The sequence below is a fragment of the Streptomyces sp. SID8352 genome, assembly GCF_009862265.1.
Lineage (GTDB): Bacteria > Actinomycetota > Actinomycetes > Streptomycetales > Streptomycetaceae > Streptomyces.
In genome coordinates this window covers 1-18,145 of the sequence record NZ_WWGX01000052.1, presented here as the reverse complement: position 1 = coordinate 18,145, position 18,145 = coordinate 1, and the positions used below count along the sequence as shown (strand labels likewise).

Annotated in this window: 18 protein-coding genes and 3 pseudogenes; 11 read left to right on the top strand and 10 right to left on the bottom strand. The window is 74.3% G+C overall.

Annotated elements, in window-relative coordinates:
• Positions 1 to 53: 53 nt before the first annotated feature.
• A complete protein-coding gene (locus GTY84_RS17995) occupies positions 54 to 536 on the bottom strand; it encodes a VOC family protein (RefSeq protein WP_161227305.1) in 483 nt (160 codons plus the stop codon).
• Positions 537 to 823: 287 nt separating this feature from the next.
• On the opposite strand from GTY84_RS17995, the gene GTY84_RS17990 reads away from it, so the two are divergent.
• Together GTY84_RS17990 and GTY84_RS17985 are read left to right on the top strand one after the other, a co-directional pair.
• Complete coding sequence (locus GTY84_RS17990; RefSeq protein WP_161227304.1) at positions 824 to 1,483, top strand: ATP-dependent Clp protease proteolytic subunit; 660 nt, start codon at positions 824 to 826, stop codon at positions 1,481 to 1,483.
• Positions 1,483 to 2,097, top strand: coding sequence for an ATP-dependent Clp protease proteolytic subunit (locus GTY84_RS17985; protein ID WP_161227303.1), 615 nt, complete (start codon positions 1,483 to 1,485; stop codon positions 2,095 to 2,097). The genes GTY84_RS17990 and GTY84_RS17985 overlap by 1 nt, the downstream gene beginning before the upstream one ends.
• Positions 2,098 to 2,302: 205 nt before the next feature.
• On the opposite strand, the gene GTY84_RS17980 is transcribed toward GTY84_RS17985, so the two are convergent.
• Positions 2,303 to 2,695, bottom strand: a complete 393-nt coding sequence (locus tag GTY84_RS17980) for a helix-turn-helix transcriptional regulator (RefSeq protein ID WP_161227302.1) — start codon at positions 2,693 to 2,695, stop codon at positions 2,303 to 2,305.
• Positions 2,696 to 3,004: 309 nt separating this feature from the next.
• On the opposite strand from GTY84_RS17980, the gene GTY84_RS17975 reads away from it, so the two are divergent.
• Positions 3,005 to 3,892 carry an RNA polymerase sigma factor SigF gene (locus tag GTY84_RS17975; RefSeq protein WP_161227301.1) on the top strand — a complete coding sequence of 296 codons (888 nt, stop codon included), beginning with the start codon at positions 3,005 to 3,007 and terminating at the stop codon, positions 3,890 to 3,892.
• A gap of 93 nt (positions 3,893 to 3,985) precedes the next feature.
• On the opposite strand, the gene GTY84_RS17970 is transcribed toward GTY84_RS17975, so the two are convergent.
• Positions 3,986 to 4,441, bottom strand: a complete 456-nt coding sequence (locus GTY84_RS17970; RefSeq protein ID WP_161227300.1) for an ATP-binding protein — start codon at positions 4,439 to 4,441, stop codon at positions 3,986 to 3,988.
• A 146-nt stretch (positions 4,442 to 4,587) separates the two neighbouring features.
• Here GTY84_RS17970 and GTY84_RS17965 point away from each other — a divergent pair, with 146 nt between their 5' ends.
• Genes GTY84_RS17965 through GTY84_RS17955 form a run of 3 tightly spaced genes read left to right on the top strand, consistent with a single transcriptional unit; the run spans position 4,588 to position 7,040 of the window.
• The gene (locus tag GTY84_RS17965; protein ID WP_161227299.1) at positions 4,588 to 5,178 is read left to right on the top strand and encodes a PRC-barrel domain-containing protein; all 591 of its coding nucleotides are present in this window, start codon (positions 4,588 to 4,590) and stop codon (positions 5,176 to 5,178) included.
• Positions 5,175 to 5,732 carry a PRC-barrel domain-containing protein gene (locus GTY84_RS17960; RefSeq protein WP_345943476.1) on the top strand — a complete coding sequence of 186 codons (558 nt, stop codon included), beginning with the start codon at positions 5,175 to 5,177 and terminating at the stop codon, positions 5,730 to 5,732. Before GTY84_RS17965 ends, GTY84_RS17960 begins: the two co-directional genes overlap by 4 nt.
• Positions 5,733 to 5,741: 9 nt before the next feature.
• Positions 5,742 to 7,040 (top strand): streptophobe family protein, encoded by a 1,299-nt coding sequence (locus GTY84_RS17955; protein WP_345943475.1) that lies wholly within the window; start codon positions 5,742 to 5,744, stop codon positions 7,038 to 7,040.
• 89 nt (positions 7,041 to 7,129) lie between these two features.
• Here GTY84_RS17955 and GTY84_RS17950 read toward each other — a convergent pair whose 3' ends face one another.
• Positions 7,130 to 7,540 carry a hypothetical protein gene (locus GTY84_RS17950; RefSeq protein WP_161227298.1) on the bottom strand — a complete coding sequence of 137 codons (411 nt, stop codon included), beginning with the start codon at positions 7,538 to 7,540 and terminating at the stop codon, positions 7,130 to 7,132.
• 334 nt (positions 7,541 to 7,874) lie between these two features.
• Here GTY84_RS17950 and GTY84_RS17945 point away from each other — a divergent pair, with 334 nt between their 5' ends.
• On the top strand, positions 7,875 to 8,255 hold the full coding sequence (locus tag GTY84_RS17945) for a nuclear transport factor 2 family protein (protein WP_161227297.1): 381 nt from the start codon (positions 7,875 to 7,877) through the stop codon (positions 8,253 to 8,255).
• 379 nt (positions 8,256 to 8,634) lie between these two features.
• On the opposite strand, the gene mgrA is transcribed toward GTY84_RS17945, so the two are convergent.
• Complete coding sequence (gene mgrA / locus GTY84_RS17940; protein ID WP_161227296.1) at positions 8,635 to 9,627, bottom strand: L-glyceraldehyde 3-phosphate reductase; 993 nt, start codon at positions 9,625 to 9,627, stop codon at positions 8,635 to 8,637.
• 136 nt (positions 9,628 to 9,763) lie between these two features.
• Between mgrA and GTY84_RS17935 the strand changes: the two genes are divergently transcribed.
• Both GTY84_RS17935 and GTY84_RS17930 read left to right on the top strand, forming a co-directional pair.
• Positions 9,764 to 10,648 carry a LysR substrate-binding domain-containing protein gene (locus GTY84_RS17935; RefSeq protein ID WP_161227295.1) on the top strand — a complete coding sequence of 295 codons (885 nt, stop codon included), beginning with the start codon at positions 9,764 to 9,766 and terminating at the stop codon, positions 10,646 to 10,648.
• A 25-nt stretch (positions 10,649 to 10,673) separates the two neighbouring features.
• On the top strand, positions 10,674 to 11,189 hold the full coding sequence (locus tag GTY84_RS17930) for a DinB family protein (protein WP_161227294.1): 516 nt from the start codon (positions 10,674 to 10,676) through the stop codon (positions 11,187 to 11,189).
• On the opposite strand, the gene GTY84_RS17925 is transcribed toward GTY84_RS17930, so the two are convergent.
• The 5 genes and pseudogenes from GTY84_RS17925 to GTY84_RS17905 all read right to left on the bottom strand — a co-directional run bounded on the left by GTY84_RS17925 (position 11,171) and on the right by GTY84_RS17905 (position 16,500).
• The gene (locus GTY84_RS17925) at positions 11,171 to 12,250 is read right to left on the bottom strand and encodes an adenosine deaminase (RefSeq protein WP_161227293.1); all 1,080 of its coding nucleotides are present in this window, start codon (positions 12,248 to 12,250) and stop codon (positions 11,171 to 11,173) included. The genes GTY84_RS17930 and GTY84_RS17925 overlap by 19 nt on opposite strands.
• Before the next feature lie 1,097 nt (positions 12,251 to 13,347).
• Positions 13,348 to 13,758, bottom strand: a pseudogene (locus tag GTY84_RS17920) (aldo/keto reductase); the annotation flags it as partial.
• A 156-nt stretch (positions 13,759 to 13,914) separates the two neighbouring features.
• A pseudogene (locus tag GTY84_RS17915) lies at positions 13,915 to 14,409 on the bottom strand (aldo/keto reductase); the annotation flags it as partial.
• 28 nt (positions 14,410 to 14,437) lie between these two features.
• On the bottom strand, positions 14,438 to 15,349 hold the full coding sequence (locus GTY84_RS17910) for a glycoside hydrolase family 19 protein (protein ID WP_161227292.1): 912 nt from the start codon (positions 15,347 to 15,349) through the stop codon (positions 14,438 to 14,440).
• Positions 15,350 to 15,801: 452 nt separating this feature from the next.
• The gene (locus tag GTY84_RS17905) at positions 15,802 to 16,500 is read right to left on the bottom strand and encodes a tectonin domain-containing protein (RefSeq protein WP_161227291.1); all 699 of its coding nucleotides are present in this window, start codon (positions 16,498 to 16,500) and stop codon (positions 15,802 to 15,804) included.
• Between the two features lie 347 nt (positions 16,501 to 16,847).
• Here GTY84_RS17905 and GTY84_RS17900 point away from each other — a divergent pair.
• Together GTY84_RS17900 and GTY84_RS17895 are read left to right on the top strand one after the other, a co-directional pair.
• A pseudogene (locus tag GTY84_RS17900) lies at positions 16,848 to 17,153 on the top strand (VOC family protein); the annotation flags it as partial.
• 83 nt (positions 17,154 to 17,236) lie between these two features.
• Complete coding sequence (locus GTY84_RS17895; protein WP_161224881.1) at positions 17,237 to 18,121, top strand: IS5 family transposase; 885 nt, start codon at positions 17,237 to 17,239, stop codon at positions 18,119 to 18,121.
• Positions 18,122 to 18,145 lie beyond the last annotated feature (24 nt).

The window sequence follows — 18,145 nt, the reverse complement described above, 5'->3', positions numbered from 1 at the left end:
GGGCGGGCCCGGAATGCCCGGCGGGCGCCGGGCCGGCCGCGCCCCCGGAGGGCTCAGCGGTCGGCGGCGAACGCCCTCTCCAGGGCGGCGAGGTCCAGCTTGCGCATCAGCATCATGGCCTGGTTGACCCGGGCCGCCTTCGCCCCGTCGGGGTCCCGGAACATCTCCTCCAGCCGGATCGGCACGACCTGCCAGGAGACGCCGTAACGGTCCTTGAGCCAGCCGCAGGGGCCCTCCTGGCCGTCCTGGGTGAGCAGGGACCAGTAGCGGTCGATCTCCTCCTGGGTGTCGCACATGATCTGGAAGGAGACGGCCTCGTTGAAGGTGAACTCCGGACCGCCGTTCAGCGCGACGAACTTCTGCCCGTTGGCCGTGAAGTCCACGGTCAGCACGGTGCCCGCGGGGCGCGGGGCGTTCTCCGGGTAGTGGCTGATCGCGCCGAGTTCGGAGTTCTCGAAGACGGAGACGTAGAAGCGGGCGGCCTCCTCGGCCCGGTCGTCGAACCAGAGGCAGGTGGTGAATCCGTTGGTGTCCATGGGGTCCTCCTGCGGACGAAACGCCGGTCGTGAGGGGGGACCGGGGCGGGGCCCGGAACTCATCGGCGCGCGGCGGGCGGAGACCCGGCCGGCACCGGTCGCCGCCGGAGCCCCGGACTCCGCCCCGCGGCCGCGCGCCGGGCGGCTCCGCGCGGCGCGCGGCCGCGCCCCGGGCGGATCTGCTCCCGGCAGAGAAACCCCCGCCGGACGTCCCTCTCGTTCCAGAGTGGGGGAACCGCGGCCGATCCGCCGCCCCGGACCTCCCCGACACCTCTGAAGGAGCACCCATGTCCCCCTTCGCCTCCGGCCCGGCGCCCGCTCCCCCGCCACCGCGCGCCCAGGAGGGCGACACCCCTCCCACCGGCTTCGACGACCAGCTGGCGGCACAGCTGCTCGCCCGGCGGATGGTGCTGCTGGGCACCCGCGTCGACGAGGTCTCCGCCAACCGGGTCTGCGCCCAGTTGCTCGTCCTGTCCGCGGAGGACCCGCACACCGACATCTGCCTGTGCGTGAACAGCCCCGGCGGCTCCGTGCACGCCGGGCTCGCGATCTACGACATCATGCGGCTGATCCCCAACGACGTGTCCACCCTCGCCATGGGCTTCGCGGCCAGCATGGGCCAGTTCCTGGTCAGCGTGGGCGCCGCGGGCAAGCGGCACGCCCTGCCGAACGCGCGGATCATGATGCACCAGCCGTCGGCGGGCATCGGCGGCACCACCGCCGACATCGAGATCCAGGCGGACAACCTGGAGTTCACCAAGCGGACCATCGAGCGGATCACCGCCGAGCACACCGGGCAGAGCCCGGAGGCCGTCTCCCGCGACGGCGACCGCGACCGCTGGTTCACCGCCGCAGAGGCCGTGGCGTACGGGCTGGTGGACAGCGTCGTGGAGTCGCTCGCGGACATCCGGCCGACCGCGTCGCGGCGCAGGACGGGGCTGCGGTGATGGCGGGCTACACGATTCCGCACGTCGTCGAGCGCACCCCGCGCGGCGAGCGGTCCTACGACGTGTTCAGCAGGCTGCTCTCCGAGCGGATCGTCTTCCTGGGCACCGGGATCGACGACGGCGTCGCCAACGTGGTCATCGCCCAGCTCCTCCACCTGGAGTCGGCGGCGCCGGAGAGCGAGATCTCGGTCTATCTGAACTCCCCGGGCGGCTCGTTCACCTCGCTCATGGCGATCTACGACACCATGGCCTTCGTCCGGGCCCCGGTCTCCACGTTCTGCGTCGGCCAGGCGGCCTCCACGGCGGCCGTCCTGCTGGCCGGCGGGGACCCCGGGCGGCGGTTCGTGCTGCGCCACTCGCGGGTGCTGCTCGGACAGCCCGCGAGCACCGGACGCCAGGGCACGGTGTCCGACCTGGCGCTGCAGGCCAAGGAGATGGTGCGCGTCCGCGCCCAGATGGAGGAGGTGCTCTCCCGGCACACCGGCCACGACACGGCGACCCTGCGGGCGGACATGGACCGCGAGAAGGTGTTCACCGCCGAGGAGGCCGTGGCGTACGGGCTGGCCGACGAGGTGCTCGGCCCGCGCCGGGGGGCGTTGTCCGGCGGGGGGTGAGGGCGCGCGGCCGACCCCCGACCGCACCGGCGGGGGCGGCGCGGGAACCGCCGGGGTGCCGTGCCGGAGGCCGTGCGGGCCGCCGGGGTGCGCGAGCCGCACGGGGCGCCGGCCGGTGCTCGGGCCGGGCCCCGGGGACGTGTGCGCCGGTGCGCGCCGGGGCGGCCCCCGCGCGCGCACCGGCGTTCCGTACGCCGGCTCCCGGTCAGGCGGCCAGGCAGAACCCGTCGCGGCGCGCGGCGGCGCGGCCGGGGGCCGCGAGGGGGCCGGTGTGCCGGGAGGTGAGCCGGAGCAGTCTGCCGTGGGTGCGGGCCAGCAGGTCGCCCAGGCTCAGCCCGAGCGCCGCCGCGGCGGCGGCCAGCACCTCGGACGACGCCTCCTTGCGTCCGCGTTCGATCTCGGAGAGATACGGCAGGGAGATACGGGCGGCCTCGGCGACGTCCTTGATGGTGCGCTCCTGCGCGAGGCGCTCCCCGCGCAGTACCTCGCCGACCAGATCGCGCCACAGGGGCTCCCGGGCGGCGGGGCCCCGGGGCCCGGGACGGGGCAGGGGGCGCGGAGGGGCGACGGGCGTCTCGTTCGTCACGTGGCGGGTCACGGGATCAGCCTAGGAGCCCGGCGGCCCGGCGGAAGGGTCCGGCGTTCCGCCGAGAGGGGAACCGGGGAACCGGGGCGGCTCCGTTCCCGGGCGGGGCAGGGAATCCGGGGGCGCACGGCCCCGCACGCCCCACGCCGCACGCCCGCGACTCACGCCCCGCGCCCCCGCGCCCCACGCCCCGGCGAGCCGCGCCCCGGTTTCCGCCGCCCCGCGAAGCGGAAGGCATGGGTCGCCGTCTGCCGGGTACCCGCCGACGGGAAGGACCGAGGAAGAAGTGTCGTCCGACCGTGACTTTCGTGGGAGAGGCAAATGAAGACCGCCGTGACCCGGCCGCAGGCGCAGGTTGACGAGAAGACCGGCACGGGCACACCGGGTGGCGGACCGCTGCCGGACATCCCGGACCCCCGCGCCGTCGCGCCGCGCGACGCGCGGCAGCTCTCCCGGCACTTCTTCCGGCGCCTGGCCGAGGTCGAGGAGGGCACGTACGAGTACCAGTACGCGCGCAACACCCTCATCGAGATGAACATGTCCCTCGTGCGCTTCGCCGCCGGACGGTTCCGGGGGCGCGGGGACGACATGGAGGACGTCGTCCAGACCGGCATGATCGGCCTCATCAAGGCCATCGACCGCTTCGAGCTGTCGCGCGAGGTCGAGTTCACCTCCTTCGCGCTGCCCTACATCGTCGGCGAGATCAAGCGCTTCTTCCGCGACACCACCTGGGCCGTCCATGTGCCCCGGCGGCTCCAGGAGCTGCGGGTGGAGCTGGCCAAGGCCCGCGAGGAGCTGTCCAGCCGGCTGGACCGGGAGCCGACGGTGGCCGAACTCGCCACGCTGATGAACATCGCCGAGAGCGAGGTGGTCGAGGGCCAGATCGCGTCCAACGGCTACAACTCCTCGTCGCTGGACGCCGCGCTGACCGGGGAGGGCGCCGAGGGCGGGGAGGCGGTGCTCGCCGACTTCATCGGGGTCGAGGAGCACGGGCTGCGCCTCGTCGAGGACTTCCACGCGCTGGCGCCGCTGATGGCCGGGCTGAGCGAACGCGACCGGCGGATCATCCATCTGCGGTTCGTCGAGGAGGCCACCCAGGCGGAGATCGGCGAGCGGCTCGGCTGCTCGCAGATGCATGTGTCGCGGCTGATCAAGCGCATCATCACCCGGCTGCGCGAGGGCATGCTGGGCGAACTGGGCTGCGCCTGAGACGACGCGGCCGCCCCGGTGCGCCGACCGGCCACCGGGGCGGCCCACCGGGGAGAACGGCGCCGCTCCCCCGCGCGGACGGCGGCCGTGGCGTCACTCGGCGGTGAGCGCCACCACCGCGCGCACCCGTTTGCCGACGGGGACGCGCTCGACGACGATGTGCTCCGTCAGCGCGTGGACGATCTCCAGCCCGTGCCGCCCCACCCGCTCGGGGTCGCGCGGGAAGCGCTGGGGCACGGTGCCGCTGCTGTCGTAGACGCAGACGGCGACGGAGGTGTCCGTGCCCTCCAGCTCCAGGACGTAGGGGCCGTCGCTGTGCCGGTCGGCGTTGGTGACCAGTTCGCTGACGACCAGCAGGACCGCGCCGTCGGTGCGGCGGCCGATGGCGGCGCACCACTCGGTGCGGAGCTGGTCGAGGAAGAGCGCGGCGAAGGAGCGGGCCTCCGCGATGCACCCCGGACCGCCGGAGTAGTGTGCCGCCCGCCTCAGCGGTTCCACGGGAACGTCGAAACCAGTCGGTATCACTGCCCCGTCCAGGTGCTCGGTCATGCGTGTCTCTCTCGGAAGCCGGACTGGCCGGACGCTACTGCACCAGTCCTCGTACCCCGCCGTCGCCCCGGCAGTCCCCCCGCTCTCACGGCGGGCGCATCGTCACCGCGGTGAGGGGCACCCGCAGGCTACGGGAAGGGCGTGCGATGGACGAACTGATGGCCGCGCGGAGCCTGGGCACCCGGCCGGTGGTCACCCTCGGCGGCGACACGGTGGCCCTGGTCCGGGACACCGTCTTCGACGACGGCGCCGGATGGATCACCGGGTTCACACTGAGCCGCCCCGGGCTACGGTCCGGACCGCTCAAGGAGGGCCTGCCCTGGGCGACGGTGCACGCGCTCGGGCACGAGGCAGTGATGGTCCGGGACCGGCGGTGCCTGGTGGCGCTGGCGGTCATGACGGTGCGCCAGGAATCACTGCGGGCCAGGCTGCTGGGGGCGGCGCTGCGGACCGAGGAGGGCCGGGACGTCGGCACGGTGCTGGACGTCGTCGTGGAGGGCGGCGGCTCCGGACGGGTCGTGGGCTTCCGGGTGGCGGCCGGGCGGGGCTCCGCGTCCGGGTCCCGGCGCCGCGGGCGGACGGTGTACGTGCCGCGCGGGGAGAGCCTGGCGGTGGCCGGGCGGACCCTGGTGGTGCCCGGGGAGGCCGTACGGGAGACGGCGGACGACCTGGCGGGCCTGGCGGTGCTCGTGGCGCGGGCGCGGGGCGCGTCCGGTGGCGGTCGGGGCGCGCCGTGAGACTCCTCTCCGAGGTGCGGGGCCTGCCGGTGGTGGTGCGGGGCGGCGGACCCCGGCTGGGCACGGTGGCGTCCCTGGCGGTGGACGCCGCGTCCGGCACGGTCACCCATCTGCGGTTCCGCGCCGGACGGCTGCGCCGAACGGTCGCGGTGCCCTGGGCGGCGGTGGCCGTGGCCGGGCCCGGCGCGGTCGAACTGCGCCCCGGTGCCGCGGCGGACCCGGCACCGCCCCGGCACACGCTGCTGGGCCGCCGGGTCCTGACGGACCGGGGCGACGGCCGGGGCACGGTCCTGGACGCGGCGTTCGACCCGGAGACCGGCCGACTATCGCCGTCCTCACCACCCGGGGCGAGCTGCCGGCCCACCGGCTGCTGGGGCTCGGCGACCACGCGCTGGTCGTCCGGGCCGCCCCGGCGCGGACCGCCCGCACCTCCTGACCGGGGCCCGCACCTCCTGACCGGCGGCGCCCGCCCCGCGCGGGCGGCCCCGGCGGGTCCGCCGCGCGGCGACGCGGACGGCCCCGCCGGACGGGCGCGCCGCGCGGGCCCTGCCTAGCGTGGCAGCGTGAGCGCCCGAACCCCCGCCGTCCCCGCCGCCTCCCCCCACGGATGGGCGCGGGCCCTCCTCACGGTGCTGTCGGCCCTGGTCGCGATGGCGGTCGTGGCGTCGCTCGGGCTGTGGGCGGCCGGTGCCACCGGTCTCCCGGGCGGCGCCTTCCCCCGGGTGGTCATGGCGGTCGTCGTCATCGCCGTCGGCGGATCGGTGGAGCTGTCCGGGGACGCCGGGGGGCTGGTCGGCAGCGACGCGGCGCTCACCGTGCTCCCGCTGTCCGTAACCTTGACCGGCGCGCTGGTCCTGGCGCGCGGGTTCGTACGCCCGCTCAGGCACGGCGGACACGGCGGAACCGCCGGTGCCCGGGAGTCGGCCGGATGGGCGGGGCGGATCGCCGTGCTCTGGTCGGCCGCCCTGCTGGGGCTGGCCTTCGCCGCGCGCCGGACCTTCGCGGTGCCCCTCGGGGAGGGGCTCCTCAACGACCTGGGCGACTTCTTCGGCATCGAGCCCCGGGTGGGCTTCACCACGGACGTGCCGTCGACGGTGCTCTTCGGGCTGCTGTGGCTGGCGGGCGTCCTGGTGGTGGCCCTGCTGCTGACGGACGGCGCCGCGCTTCCGGGACGGCTGCGGACCCTGGTGGCGTCCGCCCGCCCGGCGGCGTGCGCGATGGTGGCGCTGCTGCTGGCGTGCGTCGTCCTGGGCCTGGTCGTCGGCCTGGTCGCGGCCGGGACGCGGGGGCATCCGGCGGAGACGTTCGCGGTGCTCCTGCTCGGGCTGCCCAACCTGGCGTGGCTCGCGCTGACCATCGGTCTCGGGGCGGCCTGGGACGGGCGGGTGGAGGGGCCGTTCGGGCTGCCGATGCCCCGGGTCCTCGACGAGGTGCTGCGCACCCCCGACATCTCCACGCTCGATCTGGGGACGCTCACCGAACGGGACGGGCGGATGTGGTGGCTCCCGGCCGCCGCGGTGGTGCTGCTCCTGGCCTCCGGGCTCCTCGCTGCGGTCCTCTCCCCCGCCGGGACCCCGTTGTGGGCGCACGCCGCCCGGCTGGCCGGGGCGCTGGTCTGCACGGTGCTGATGATCTGCCTGGTGGGCCGGGTGTACGCGCACTACGGGCTGTCGGTGCTCGGCATCGGTGACCTGGGCGGCGGTCTGACCGGTCAGGTGTTCCTGCGTCCGCGGACCTGGACGGCGCTCTGGAGGGCCGCGCTCTGGGGAGCGGCCGCCGGTCTCGTGGGCGCGCTGCTCGTCCGCTGGTCCCGGGCCGGGCGTCGCGCCGGGGCCGGGCGGGGCGGGCGCGACGGACGGTGACCCGGACGACGGACGGCACCCGGCGGGGGCGGGATCGGGCGACGGGTGAGGGCCGGTCGCCCGGTGGGGATTCGGGCGGTGGGTGGGGTTCAGGCGACGGGGACGACGAGGGGCGGGGCGGCGCGCTGCATGCGCAGGGCGTCCACGGACTCGGCCAGCAGCTCGTACTCGGTGGTCTCGTCGCTGGTCGCGATCCGGATGAGCCGCCCGGCGGCCAGCTCCTCGGCCACGGACTCCTGCCGGCCGCCGTCGGCGCACCAGGCCCGCAGCACGCGGGGCACGTCGGGAGCGGTGTCGGCGAGCGGGGTGAGCGCTCCGCGGGGTAAGTGCGGGCTGCCGGGCTGCGGATCCAGGCGTTCCGCGATCCACGTCGCGCGGTCGCGCAGCCACCACAGGGCCAGGGGCAGGGTGGGTGCCCGGTAGGTGCCGAGGGGGACCCCGATGCGCCGCCCGTCGCAGACACCGTAGGCGGTGACGTGGCACAGGAACTCGTCGTGCACGGATTCCCCTCCCCGGGCAGCCCGCGCGCCCCACCGGTCCGGCGTGGCGTCCGTTCGGCCCGCGTGCTGTGCGTGAGGGCACTGTCGCGTGGTGTGCCCGCCCCTAGAGGTGAGTATGTTCACGGCTGAACCACTGTCACCACGATTTTCCGGCCAGTCTCCCGGCCCCGAGGGGGCCCTCTTTGGCCGAAAACCCGGCACCGGCCGGACGGGCCGTCATGACCCCGGAGGTAATCGACGCCGCCACCGGGCGCGGGCAGGGTTGCGCTACCGGGTCCGAGAGGGCGGGGCCCGGCCCGTGACCAGTGCACCCGCCCCGATGGAGGACGATCGCATGACCACTTCCGCACACCGCCACGAGAGCGCCGTCGCCCGCTACCTCGAGGCGTGGAACGCCGCACCCGGGGCGCTGGCCGAGGCGGTCGCCGCGGCCTGGGCCGCCGACGGCACGTACACCGACCCGCTGGCGGACGTCCGCGGCCACGAGGCGATCGCGGCGCTGATCGCGGGTACCCACGAGCGGTTCCCGGGATTCGCCTTCCGGCTCACCGGCGCGGTGGACGGGCACCACGACACGGCGCGGTTCTCCTGGGAGATGGTGAACGGGGCCGACGGCTCGGCGCCGCTGGCGGGCTCCGACGTGGTGACGCTGGACGCCGCGGGACGCGTCCGGTCGGTGTACGGCTTCCTGGACCGGGTGCCGCCGGGCGTCTGACGTCCCCGCCGGTCGCCGTCCGCGTCGAAGGGGGGCCGCTCGCGGGTGCCGGGACGTCCGGCGGTCGTGAGCGACCCGACGCGGTGCGGTGCCCGGCGGGACGGGACGCCCGGACCGGCGGCGGGGACCGGCCGGGGAGGGAGCGGACCGGGCCCCGCCGGACCGGCGGTGGCGCGAGGGCGGTGCGTGCCGGCGGCTCCCGCCGGTGCCGTGGGCGGAAGGGGTCGCCGGAGGGCTCGCGGCGTCCGGTGCGGTGGATCGCCGGGCAGAGCGTCGCCCGCGTACCGGACGTACTCGGGTGGTGCGACGACGCGGCGAGGCGCCGTGCCGGGCGTCGCGGGCCGGCGCCCCTTCCGGTCGCGGCGCGTGATCAATACACCTAGCCCTTGACGACGGCGTCGATGCGGGCCAGTTCGTCGGCGTCGAACTCCAGGTTGCCGGTGGCCGCGACGCTGTCCTCCAACTGGCGCGGGCTGCTCGCGCCGACCAGCGCCGAGGTGACCCTGCCCCCGCGCAGCACCCAGGCCAGCGCCATCTGGGCGAGGGACTGGCCCCGGTCGGAGGCGATGGCGTCGAGGGCGCGCAGCCTGGCGACCAGTTCCCCGGTGACGGCGTCGGAGTTCAGGAAGGGGCTGTCGCCCGCGGCCCGCGAGTCCTCGGGGATGCCGTCGAGGTAGCGGGAGGTCAGCAGGCCCTGCTCCAGCGGGGAGTAGGCGATCGAGCCCACCTCCAGCTCGTCCAGGGCGTCCAGCAGGCCGGTGCTCTCCGGACGCCGGTCGAGCAGGGAGTAGCGCGGCTGGTGGATCAGCAGCGGGGTGCCCAGCTCGCCGAGGATGCGGGCGGCCTCGCGAGTCTGCTCGGGCGAGTAGTTGGAGACGCCCACGTAGAGCGCCTTGCCCTGCCGCACCGCCGAGTGCAGGGCCCCCATCGTCTCCTCCAGCGGAGTCTCCGGGTCGGGGCGGTGGGAGTAGAAGACGTCGACGTACTCCAGGCCCATCCGCGCGAGGCTCCGGTCGAGCGAGGACAGCAGGTACTTGCGCGAGCCCCATTCACCGTACGGGCCGGGCCACATCAGATAGCCCGCCTTGGTGGAGATCACCAGCTCGTCGCGGTACGGCGCGAAGTCGGCGCGCAGCGCGTCGCCGAGGGCGGACTCGGCGGAGCCGGGCGGGGGGCCGTAGTTGTTGGCCAGGTCGAAGTGGGTGACCCCGAGGTCGAAGGCGCGGCGCAGGATGGCGCGCTGGGTCGCGACGGGGCGGTCGGGGCCGAAGTTGTGCCACAGGCCCAGCGAGAGCGCGGGGAGCTTCAGGCCGCTGCGGCCGGTGCGCCGGTAGGGCAGGTCCGCGTAGCGGTCGGGGTGTGCGGTGTACAACGCGACTCCAGGGGGTTGGACGACCCGGGGTGCGGGCGCGGCGGAACCGGCCCGTGGTCCTCCCACTCTGGCGTGGGCCGCGGGCAGTGGTCCAACAGGAGAATCCGATGGGATTCAGCGATTAGGCTTCTCGGTCATGGAACTGCGCCATCTCCAGCACTTCGTGGCGGTCGCCGAGGACCAGCACTTCACCCGGGCGGCGGAACGGCTGCTGGTCTCCCAGTCCGGTCTGTCGGCGTCCATCCGGGCGCTGGAGCGGGAGCTGCGGGCGCCGCTGTTCGTGCGCACCACCCGGCGGGTGGCGCTGACCGAGGCGGGGCGGGCGCTGCTGGGCGAGGCACGGCGGGTGCTGGCGCAGGTGCGGGCGGCGCACGAGGCGGTGGCGGCGGTGCAGGGGGTGCTGCGCGGCACGCTGTCGCTGGGCACCGAGCAGTGCGTGGCCGGGGTGGCCGTGGCGCGGCTGCTGGCCGCCTTCCGGCACCGGCACCCGGACGTGGAGATCCGGCTGCGGCAGGCGGGGTCGGGCGAGCTGGCGGAGGAGGTCGCGGCGGGGCGGCTGGACCTGGCCTTCGCCTACCGGACCCAGGAGGACACCGAGCAGTTGCGCTCGCTGCCGCTCGACGGCGAGCCCATGACGGTGCTGTGCCACCCCGGCCATCGGCTGGCCGCCGCGGGGGCGCCGCCGGCGCCGGACGATCTCGCGGACGAGGTGTTCGTGGACTTCCACCCGGACTGGGGCCCGCGGCGGATCACGGACGCGGTCTTCGCCTCGGCCGGGGTGCGGCGGACGGTCGCGCTGGAGGTCAACGACGTGCACGGACTGCTCGACCTGCTCGACGAGGACCTGGGCATCGCGGTCGTCCCCCGTCACTTCCGGCACAAGCGGCCGTCCCTCACCCCGCTGCCGCTGCGGGGCACCGTCGAGTCGGTGTACGAGACGGTCGCGCTGCTGCCGCCCGAGCAGTCCACCAGCCCGGCGGCGCGGGCGCTGATGGCCCTGCTGGAGACGGGGAGCGGCTGAGCGCGGACTGCGCGATGGTGGACCCATGCACGCGAAGGACATCCTCATCGAGGGCTACGGCCGCATCGCGGAAGAGGTCCACGCCGTCCTCGACGGCCTGGACGCCCGGACCCTGAACGCCCGGCCGCCCGGCGGCGCCAACCCCGTCGCCTGGCTGCTGTGGCACCTCACCCGGGTCCAGGACGACCATGTGGCCGACGCCTTCGGGCTCGGCCAGCTCTGGCACACCCGCGGCTGGGAGGAGCGCCTCGGCCTCGGTCTGCCGAGCGGCGACACCGGGTACGGGCACCGCCCGGCGCAGGTGGCCGCGGTGCGGGTCGCCTCGGGCGAGCTGCTGGGCGGCTACTTCGACGCCGTCCACGAGCGGACGCTCGGCGTCCTGCGCTCCCTGACCGCGAAGGACCTGGAGCGGATCGTGGACGAGCGCTGGGACCCGCCGGTGACGCTGGGCGTGCGGCTGGTCAGCGTGCTGTCCGACGACCTCCAGCACGTCGGGCAGGCCGCGTACGCGCGGGGGCTGCTTCAGAGCGCGGACGCGTAGCCGGGCAGTACCACGTCCTCGATCAGGGCCCTGCGCTCGTCGAACGGGATGAAGGCGCTCTTGACGGCGTTCACCGTGACCGTGCGCAGGTCCTCGGCGGTCCAGCCCGCCTGCTCGACCAGCAGGGACATCTCACGGGTCATGGTGGTGCCGGAGACCAGACGGTTGTCGGTGTTGAGGGTGACCCGGAAGCCGAGGTCCTTCAGCGCGGTGATGGGGTGCTCCGCGACGGAGGTGGCGGCGCCGGTCTGGAGGTTGGAGGTGGGGCACATCTCCAGGGCGATCCGGCGGTCGCGGATCCAGGAGGCGAGCCGGCCGAGCTTGCCCGCCGCCGGGTCGGGGATGTCGTCGGTGATGCGCACCCCGTGGCCGATCCGCTGGGCCCCGCACACCTGGAGGGCCTGGTGGATGCTGGGCAGCCCGTGCGCCTCGCCCGCGTGGATGGTGAACGGCACGTTCTCGCGGCACAGGTGGGAGAAGGCGTCGAGGTGGTCGGCGGGCGGGAAGCCGTCCTCGGCCCCGGCGATGTCGAAGCCGACGACGCCCGCGTCCCGGAAGGCGACGGCGAGGTCGGCGGTGGCGCGAGTGCGGTCGAACATGCGCATCCCGCAGAGCAGGGTGCCGACCCGCACCGGGGTGCCCGCGGCCGCGGCCCGGGCCATGCCCGCGGCCAGCCCCTCCTGCACGGTCTCGACGACCTCGGCGAGGGTGAGGCCGCCGCGCAGCATCAGCTCGGGGGCGTAGCGGACCTCGGCGTAGACGACGCCGTCGGCGGCGAGGTCGAGGACGTACTCCTCGGCGGTGCGCAGCAGCCCCTCCCGGGTCTGCATGACGGCGAGGGTGTGCTCGAAGGTCGCGATGTAGCGCACCAGGTCGCCGGAGTTCGCGGCCTCGTAGTACCAGGCGGCCAGTTCGCCCGGGTCGGTGGTGGGCAGGGCGTGGCCGACGGCGTCGGCCAGCTCCACCACGGTGGACGGGCGCAGGCCGCCGTCGAGGTGGTCGTGGAGCACGGCCTTGGGGAGGCGGCGGAGGGTGGCGTCGTCTATGCGCGTAGAAGTCATGCGGTCGTTCCTCGCGGTTCGGTGCGGGAGGGTGGGGCGGTTCTCAGACGGCGGGGCGGAGGGGGTCCCAGCGGGTGCCGTACGGGGCGCTGGGGGCCGCGCCGAGGGGTCGGGGCCGGGGGGCGCCCGGGAGGGGCGCGGCGGTGCGGGCGCGGCGGACGCGACCGCCGGGGGCGGGCCGGCCGGGGACGGACGCGCCGCCGCGGGGCGGGACGGGGCAGACTCGCCGGTGAGCGCGTGCGCCGGCCCCGGCGGCCCCGGCGGTCCCGGCGCAGCCTCCGGCGCGGGACGGTCGCGGTGCCGTGCCGTCTCCCCCGGCGCCCGGTCCGGCGGCGGGCCGCCGGTTTCCGGACGTCCCGGTCGAGCGCCCGACGGGACGGAGGCCGAGGTCACCGGTGCGGCGGCAGGCCGCGGCGTCGCGGTCGTCGACGACGCGGGTGACCATGGCGGGGCGTCTCATCGGGGCCTTTCGGGAGCGGGTGGCCTGGGGTTGACGGGTGAGGTTATACGTAAAACCACCAGGATGCCAGTCCCGGACGCGGGGAACACCGGGAACGCCCGCCCCATCTCCCCCACGGGGCCCTCGGGCTGCCTGCCCCGCCGGAACCCCCGGGAGGGGCGGGCCACCGGGCCCCGTCGCGGGGCACGGGACGGAGCGGGCAGCCGGAAGCGGAGAGGTGAGGCCTCCGGGACCCGCCGGGAGCACGGGGCGGGGCAAGCCTCCGGGACCCACCGGACCCGCCCGAAGCACTCGGCGGGGAGAGCCTCCCGGGCCCCCCGGAGCGAGGTGGAGCAAGCCCCCGGGACCCACCGGACCCACCCGAAGCCTCGGTGGGGCGGGCCCTCCCGGATCTGCCGGAGGCACGGGCAGCGGGCCGGACCCGCTGGGAGCGCTCGGGACGCGGGCCTCCCGGACCCGTCGGAAACGCCGGCCGCGAAGGGTCACGCGGTCGGCCGAACCATCGGGAGCAGCGGGTCGTCCGGACGGCGAGGTCGTCCGAACAGCAAGGTCGTCCGGGCCATCCGGGCCGACCGGGACCGTCGGGTCGCTCCGTGCCGACCGGAGCCGTCCCGCGCGGCCTCCGGGGCGGGGCGGGTCAGCGGCGCCGGGCCGTGTCCAGCCGGGTCAGTTCCTCCTCCGTGAGGCGCAGCGCGCCCGCGGCGACGTTCTCCACGAGGTGGTCGGGATTCCCCGTGCCGGGGATGGCGAGGACGTGCGGGCCCTGGTGCAGGGTCCAGGCGATGCGCACCTGGGCGGGGCTCGCGCCGTGCGCGGCGGCGACCGCGCGGACCTCCGCCGCGTGGGCGTCGTCCGTCCCCTCGGGCCCCGCCTCCCCGGCGATGGCGTAGAACGGCACGAAGGCGATGCCCCGGTCACGGCACAGGGCGAGGAGTTCGTCGGTGGCCGGGTCGTGGAAGCCGAGCCCGTACCGGTTCTGGACGGCGGCCACGGGTGCGACGGCCTCCGCCTCGGCTAGGTGGCGGGGCTCCACGTCGGAGATGCCCAGGGTCTTTCGTTTGGATCAGGCCGGATCAGGGAGCGGGGTCTGGTGCCGTGCGTCGCAAGGCGGAGGAGGGAGTCAGGGCGGAGCCCTGGCGACCGACGACAACGCCGCGAGGTGCGGCGCCGGGGCCCGCGAGCCCGGCATGATCCAAACGAGAGGCCCTAAGTGACGGATGAGCCCCTTCTCGCGCAGCACGGCCAGGGCGCCGAAGTGCTCCGCGACGGACTCCTGCCGCATCCGGCGCAGATACACCAGGTCGAGGTGGTCGCGGCCGAGCTGGCGCAGGTTCTCCTCGACGTGGGCGCGCAGGTCCTCGGGCCGGGCGGAGGTCCCCCACTCCCCGGACCAGTCGCGGTACGGGCCCACCTTGACGGCGATCACCAGGTCGTCGGCGTAGGGCGCCAGGGCGGTGTTGATCAGCTCGTTGGCGGAGCGCCGGGAGGAGAAGTAGAAGGCCGCGGTGTCGATGTGGTCGACACCGAGCTCAACGGCCCGGCGCAGCACGGCGAGGGAGCGCCCGCGGTCGCCCGGGGTGCCGAGGTGGAAGGCGGCGCTGCCCGTCAGCCGCATCGCGCCGAGGCCGAGGCGGCGGACGGGCAGGTCGCCCAGGCGCCAGGTGCCCGAGGACTCCGCGGTGATCGTTCCCGAGGTCATCGGCGGAGTCTCGCACATCCTCCGGGCGTCAGCAGGTGAGGGCGCCGCCCGGCTGGACACCGAGGATCTGGGTGAACTGCTGGTACTTGGTGACACGGCTCTGGACCTGCGCCGGGTTCCTGCCGTCGCACTCCATGGCACCGTTGATGGAGCGGATGGTCTGGCCGAATCCGGCGCCGTTGACCATGGCGTTGTGCGCGGTCATGGTGCCGGGACCCTTCTGGGTGTTCCAGTACCAGAGGGCGGTCTTCCAGGCGACGGCCGCGTTGGTCTGCACGAGCGAGGGGTTGTTGAGCAGGTCGATGCCCAACGCGTCGCCCGCCGCCTTGTAGTTGAAGTTCCAGCTGAGCTGGATCGGGCCGCGTCCGTAGTAGGCGGACTGGCCTGCCGGGCAGCCGTAGGGCTGGCTCCAGTCGCAGTAGTGCGGGTAGTTGGCGGTGTTCTGCTCGACGACGTACACCAGACCGCCGGTCTCATGGCTGACGTTGGCGAGGAAGGCGGCGGCCTCCTGCTTCTTGGTGGTGTCGCCGCCGGTGTTGGCGAAGCCGGGGTAGGCGGAGAGCGCGGCGGTGAGCCCGCTGTAGGTGTAGAAGGAGTTCCGGCCCGGGAACATCTGGTTGAACTGGGCCTCGCTCACCACGAAGTTGCCGGCCGGGGTCTCCGAACCGCCGCCACCGCCGCCGCCCTCGGTGTCGCAGGCGTAGGGCTGCCAGTACCAGGTGCTGATGACCGGGTCGTAGCCCGGGTTGGCGTACTGGGCGACGTAGGCCTTGCCGTTGGTGTACAGGACGATGTCACCGGCCTTGTAGGACTTCCCGGCGGTCCAGTTGGGGTAGCTGGAACAGCCGGCGGCGAACGCCTGGGGCGCGGGCATGAGGACGGGCACGGCGCCGGCGAGGGCGAGTGCGGTCACGACGGCGGCGATGGGGCGCCTCGACACAGGTGTGCCTCCTTCACGGAGCACGGCCGCCGCTCCCCGGAGGCGGGGCCGGACGGGCCCTGTCCATGCGGGCCGGTCGTACCGGACCCGCGGCGCGGCGGGGCGGCCGTGGTGGGGGGTGTGGAGGCACACTCAACCGCTTTGGTCTGTACCAGTCAAGGGTATAGACCACTTCAATCCCCCGCAGCCGGTCCCGGGTTGCCCCTGTCCGGGCCCCTCGCGCCCCCTGAGGCCCGTGCGCACGGCCCGGCGCCGCCCGGCCGCGCACGCCCCTGGCGCAGGGCCGGACCGTCCCGGTCCGCGAGGCACGTCCACCTCCCTGGCCGCCCTCTGGGCGCGTGCGGGCGGGCCGCCGGGGCGGCGCCTCCACCGCCGGCCCCGGCCCGCGCCGGGCCGGTCACCCCCTGGGACGTGACCGGCCCGGTTTCCGGGGCGAGACCCGGCGGCGGGGCTCAGCCGGGCAGGTCGCCGGTGTAGCGGTAGATGTTCCCCGCCGAGTTGACACCCCACACGGTGCCGTCCATTCCCGCCCCGACGTCGGTGAGCGCGCCGGGGATCTGCACCCAGGGGCTGGCGTCGTTGTTGGTGAAGCGGTAGATGTTCCCGGCCGCGTTGGCGCCCCAGACCGAGGTGCGGGAGCCCGCCGAGATCGCCTTGAGCGCGCCGGGGATCTGCTTCCAGTGGCCACTGTCCTGGTCGCCGGTGTAACGGTAGATGTTCCCCGCCGAGTTGACACCCCACACGGTGCCGTCCGCCGCCGCCCCGATGTCCGCCAGGCTACCGGGCACCTGCACCCACGGGCTCGCGTCGTTGTTCGTGTAACGGTAGATGTTCCCGGCCGCGTTGACACCCCACACATTGGTCCGCGACCCCGCCGAGATCCGGACGAGCGCGCCGGGGATCTGCTTCCAGTGGCCGCTGTCCCGGTCGCCGGTGTAACGGTAGATGTTCCCCGCCGAGTTGACACCCCACACGGTGCCGTCCGCCGCCGCCCCGATGTCCGCCAGGCTACCGGGCACCTGCACCCACGGACTCGCGTCGTTGTTCGTGTAACGGTAGATGTTCCCCGCCGCGTTGACACCCCACACACTGGTCCGCGACCCCGCCGAGATCCGGACGAGCGCACCGGGGATCTGCTTCCAGTCGGCCATTTCACCGGCCCCTTTCCGTCTGGGACTGCTCCGCGGAGACCCTCCCGCGACGGAACGATTCAGCATTCACGCGGACTTGTGGCACGATCCCGCCTTTGTCCGGAAAGAAGTGTTTACCGGATGGGCACACATCCGGACCGGACCGGCACGGCCCAGCGGTTCACCAAGGGTGACCGGAACAAGGGTCCCACCTGTGGGTTATCCGCGGCGCCCTCTTTGACGCCCGCCCCCCGAACGCGGAGTGCGGCCGGCCGTCGCGGGGCCGAATCCACACGGAAGGAACCGCGGCACGGAACGTCCCGAAACGAACCCACCTCAACTAGTCAAGCTTGACTAGACTTCCCAGCATGAGCGAGACGACCATCCCGATCCTGCCCTGCCGGACCATCCAGCCCGTTCTCGACTTCTACACCGCCCTCGGGTTCACGGTGACCTTCCGGCAGCAGAGCCCCAACCCGTACGCGGTCGTGGAGCGCGGCGGCATCCAGCTCCACTTCTTCGCGCTGAAGCGGTACGAGCCGACGGAGTCCCACAGCACCTGCTACGTGCTGACCGACGACGTCGACGGAGTCCATGACGCCTTCCGGGCCCGGCTCAAGGAGGCGTACGGGAGGATCCCGACCCGTGGCCTCCCGCGGATCGGGCCGCTGAGAAAGTGTTGGGTAAGTGATCGACTGCGTTCTGTGATGTGCTGGTGGTGATCTTTGCGGTCGGGGTTTCCGTGAAGATCACCACCATGTGTGTCTGTTCGTGCAAGCCGTCCTATGACTCGTCGTTGACGGATGCTCAGTGGGCGGTGATCGAGCCACTGCTGCCGGTGCGGGATCCGCGCCGGGGTGGCCGGCCGTTGAAGTTCCCGCGCCGTCTGGTCGTGGACACGGTGTTGTATGTGCTGGTCAGCGGGTGTGCCTGGAGGCTGGTGCCGCACGACCTCGCTCCGTGGGACGTGGCCTACCGCTGGTTTCGGGCCTGGACTGCGGACGGCACGTGGGACCGGGTCCACGACGCGCTTCGCGACCGGGTCAGGAGCGCGGACGGGCGGGATCCGCAGCCGTCGGCGGCGGTGCTCGACTCGCAGTCGGCCCGCAGTCACCAGGGCGGTCAGGCGATCGGCTACGACGCGGGCAAACGCGTGCGGGGCCGCAAGCGGCACCTGCTCGTGGACACCTGCGGGCTCGTGCTGCGGGCGGTCGCGCACTCGGCTTCCGTGCAGGACCGGGCGGGCGCGAAGTTGGTCCTCGGCGGCATCCGGGAGCTGTTCCCGCAGGTCGGACTGGTCTGGACCGACGGCGGCTACATCAACGTCGTGGACGCCTCGCTCGTCGGCTGGGCTGCCGAACACGAGAACCTCGAGATCGTCCCCGTGCCGCGCAACGCGGATGTGAAAGGCTTCCAGGCGCTGCCCCGCAGGTGGGTGGTCGAACGGACATTCTCCTGGCTGGGACGGTGCAGACGGTTGGCACGGGACTACGAGCGCAAGACCGCGCACGCCGAAGCGATGATCAAGGTGGCCATGATCCGGCTCATGGCCGCCCGACTGGCCAGCGAGGACATCGAACCGCGCGGTCCCATCGAAACCGAAGCAGCCCGCCGCCTCGCCGACGACCTTAAATACGAGTAATCGCCCAGTTACCCAACACTTTCT

What these genes read in the sequence shown, in the direction of transcription:
- GTY84_RS17995 (WP_161227305.1), bottom strand. Translation starts at nt 536, where the DNA reads ATGGACACCAACGGATTCACCACCTGCCTCTGGTTCGACGACCGGGCC.
- GTY84_RS17990 (WP_161227304.1), top strand. Translation starts at nt 824, where the DNA reads ATGTCCCCCTTCGCCTCCGGCCCGGCGCCCGCTCCCCCGCCACCGCGC.
- GTY84_RS17985 (WP_161227303.1), top strand. Translation starts at nt 1,483, where the DNA reads ATGGCGGGCTACACGATTCCGCACGTCGTCGAGCGCACCCCGCGCGGC.
- GTY84_RS17975 (WP_161227301.1), top strand. Translation starts at nt 3,005, where the DNA reads ATGAAGACCGCCGTGACCCGGCCGCAGGCGCAGGTTGACGAGAAGACC.
- GTY84_RS17970 (WP_161227300.1), bottom strand. Translation starts at nt 4,441, where the DNA reads ATGACCGAGCACCTGGACGGGGCAGTGATACCGACTGGTTTCGACGTT.
- GTY84_RS17965 (WP_161227299.1), top strand. Translation starts at nt 4,588, where the DNA reads ATGGACGAACTGATGGCCGCGCGGAGCCTGGGCACCCGGCCGGTGGTC.
- GTY84_RS17945 (WP_161227297.1), top strand. Translation starts at nt 7,875, where the DNA reads ATGACCACTTCCGCACACCGCCACGAGAGCGCCGTCGCCCGCTACCTC.
- GTY84_RS17935 (WP_161227295.1), top strand. Translation starts at nt 9,764, where the DNA reads ATGGAACTGCGCCATCTCCAGCACTTCGTGGCGGTCGCCGAGGACCAG.
- GTY84_RS17930 (WP_161227294.1), top strand. Translation starts at nt 10,674, where the DNA reads ATGCACGCGAAGGACATCCTCATCGAGGGCTACGGCCGCATCGCGGAA.
- GTY84_RS17925 (WP_161227293.1), bottom strand. Translation starts at nt 12,250, where the DNA reads ATGACTTCTACGCGCATAGACGACGCCACCCTCCGCCGCCTCCCCAAG.
- GTY84_RS17905 (WP_161227291.1), bottom strand. Translation starts at nt 16,500, where the DNA reads ATGGCCGACTGGAAGCAGATCCCCGGTGCGCTCGTCCGGATCTCGGCG.
- GTY84_RS17895 (WP_161224881.1), top strand. Translation starts at nt 17,237, where the DNA reads ATGTGTGTCTGTTCGTGCAAGCCGTCCTATGACTCGTCGTTGACGGAT.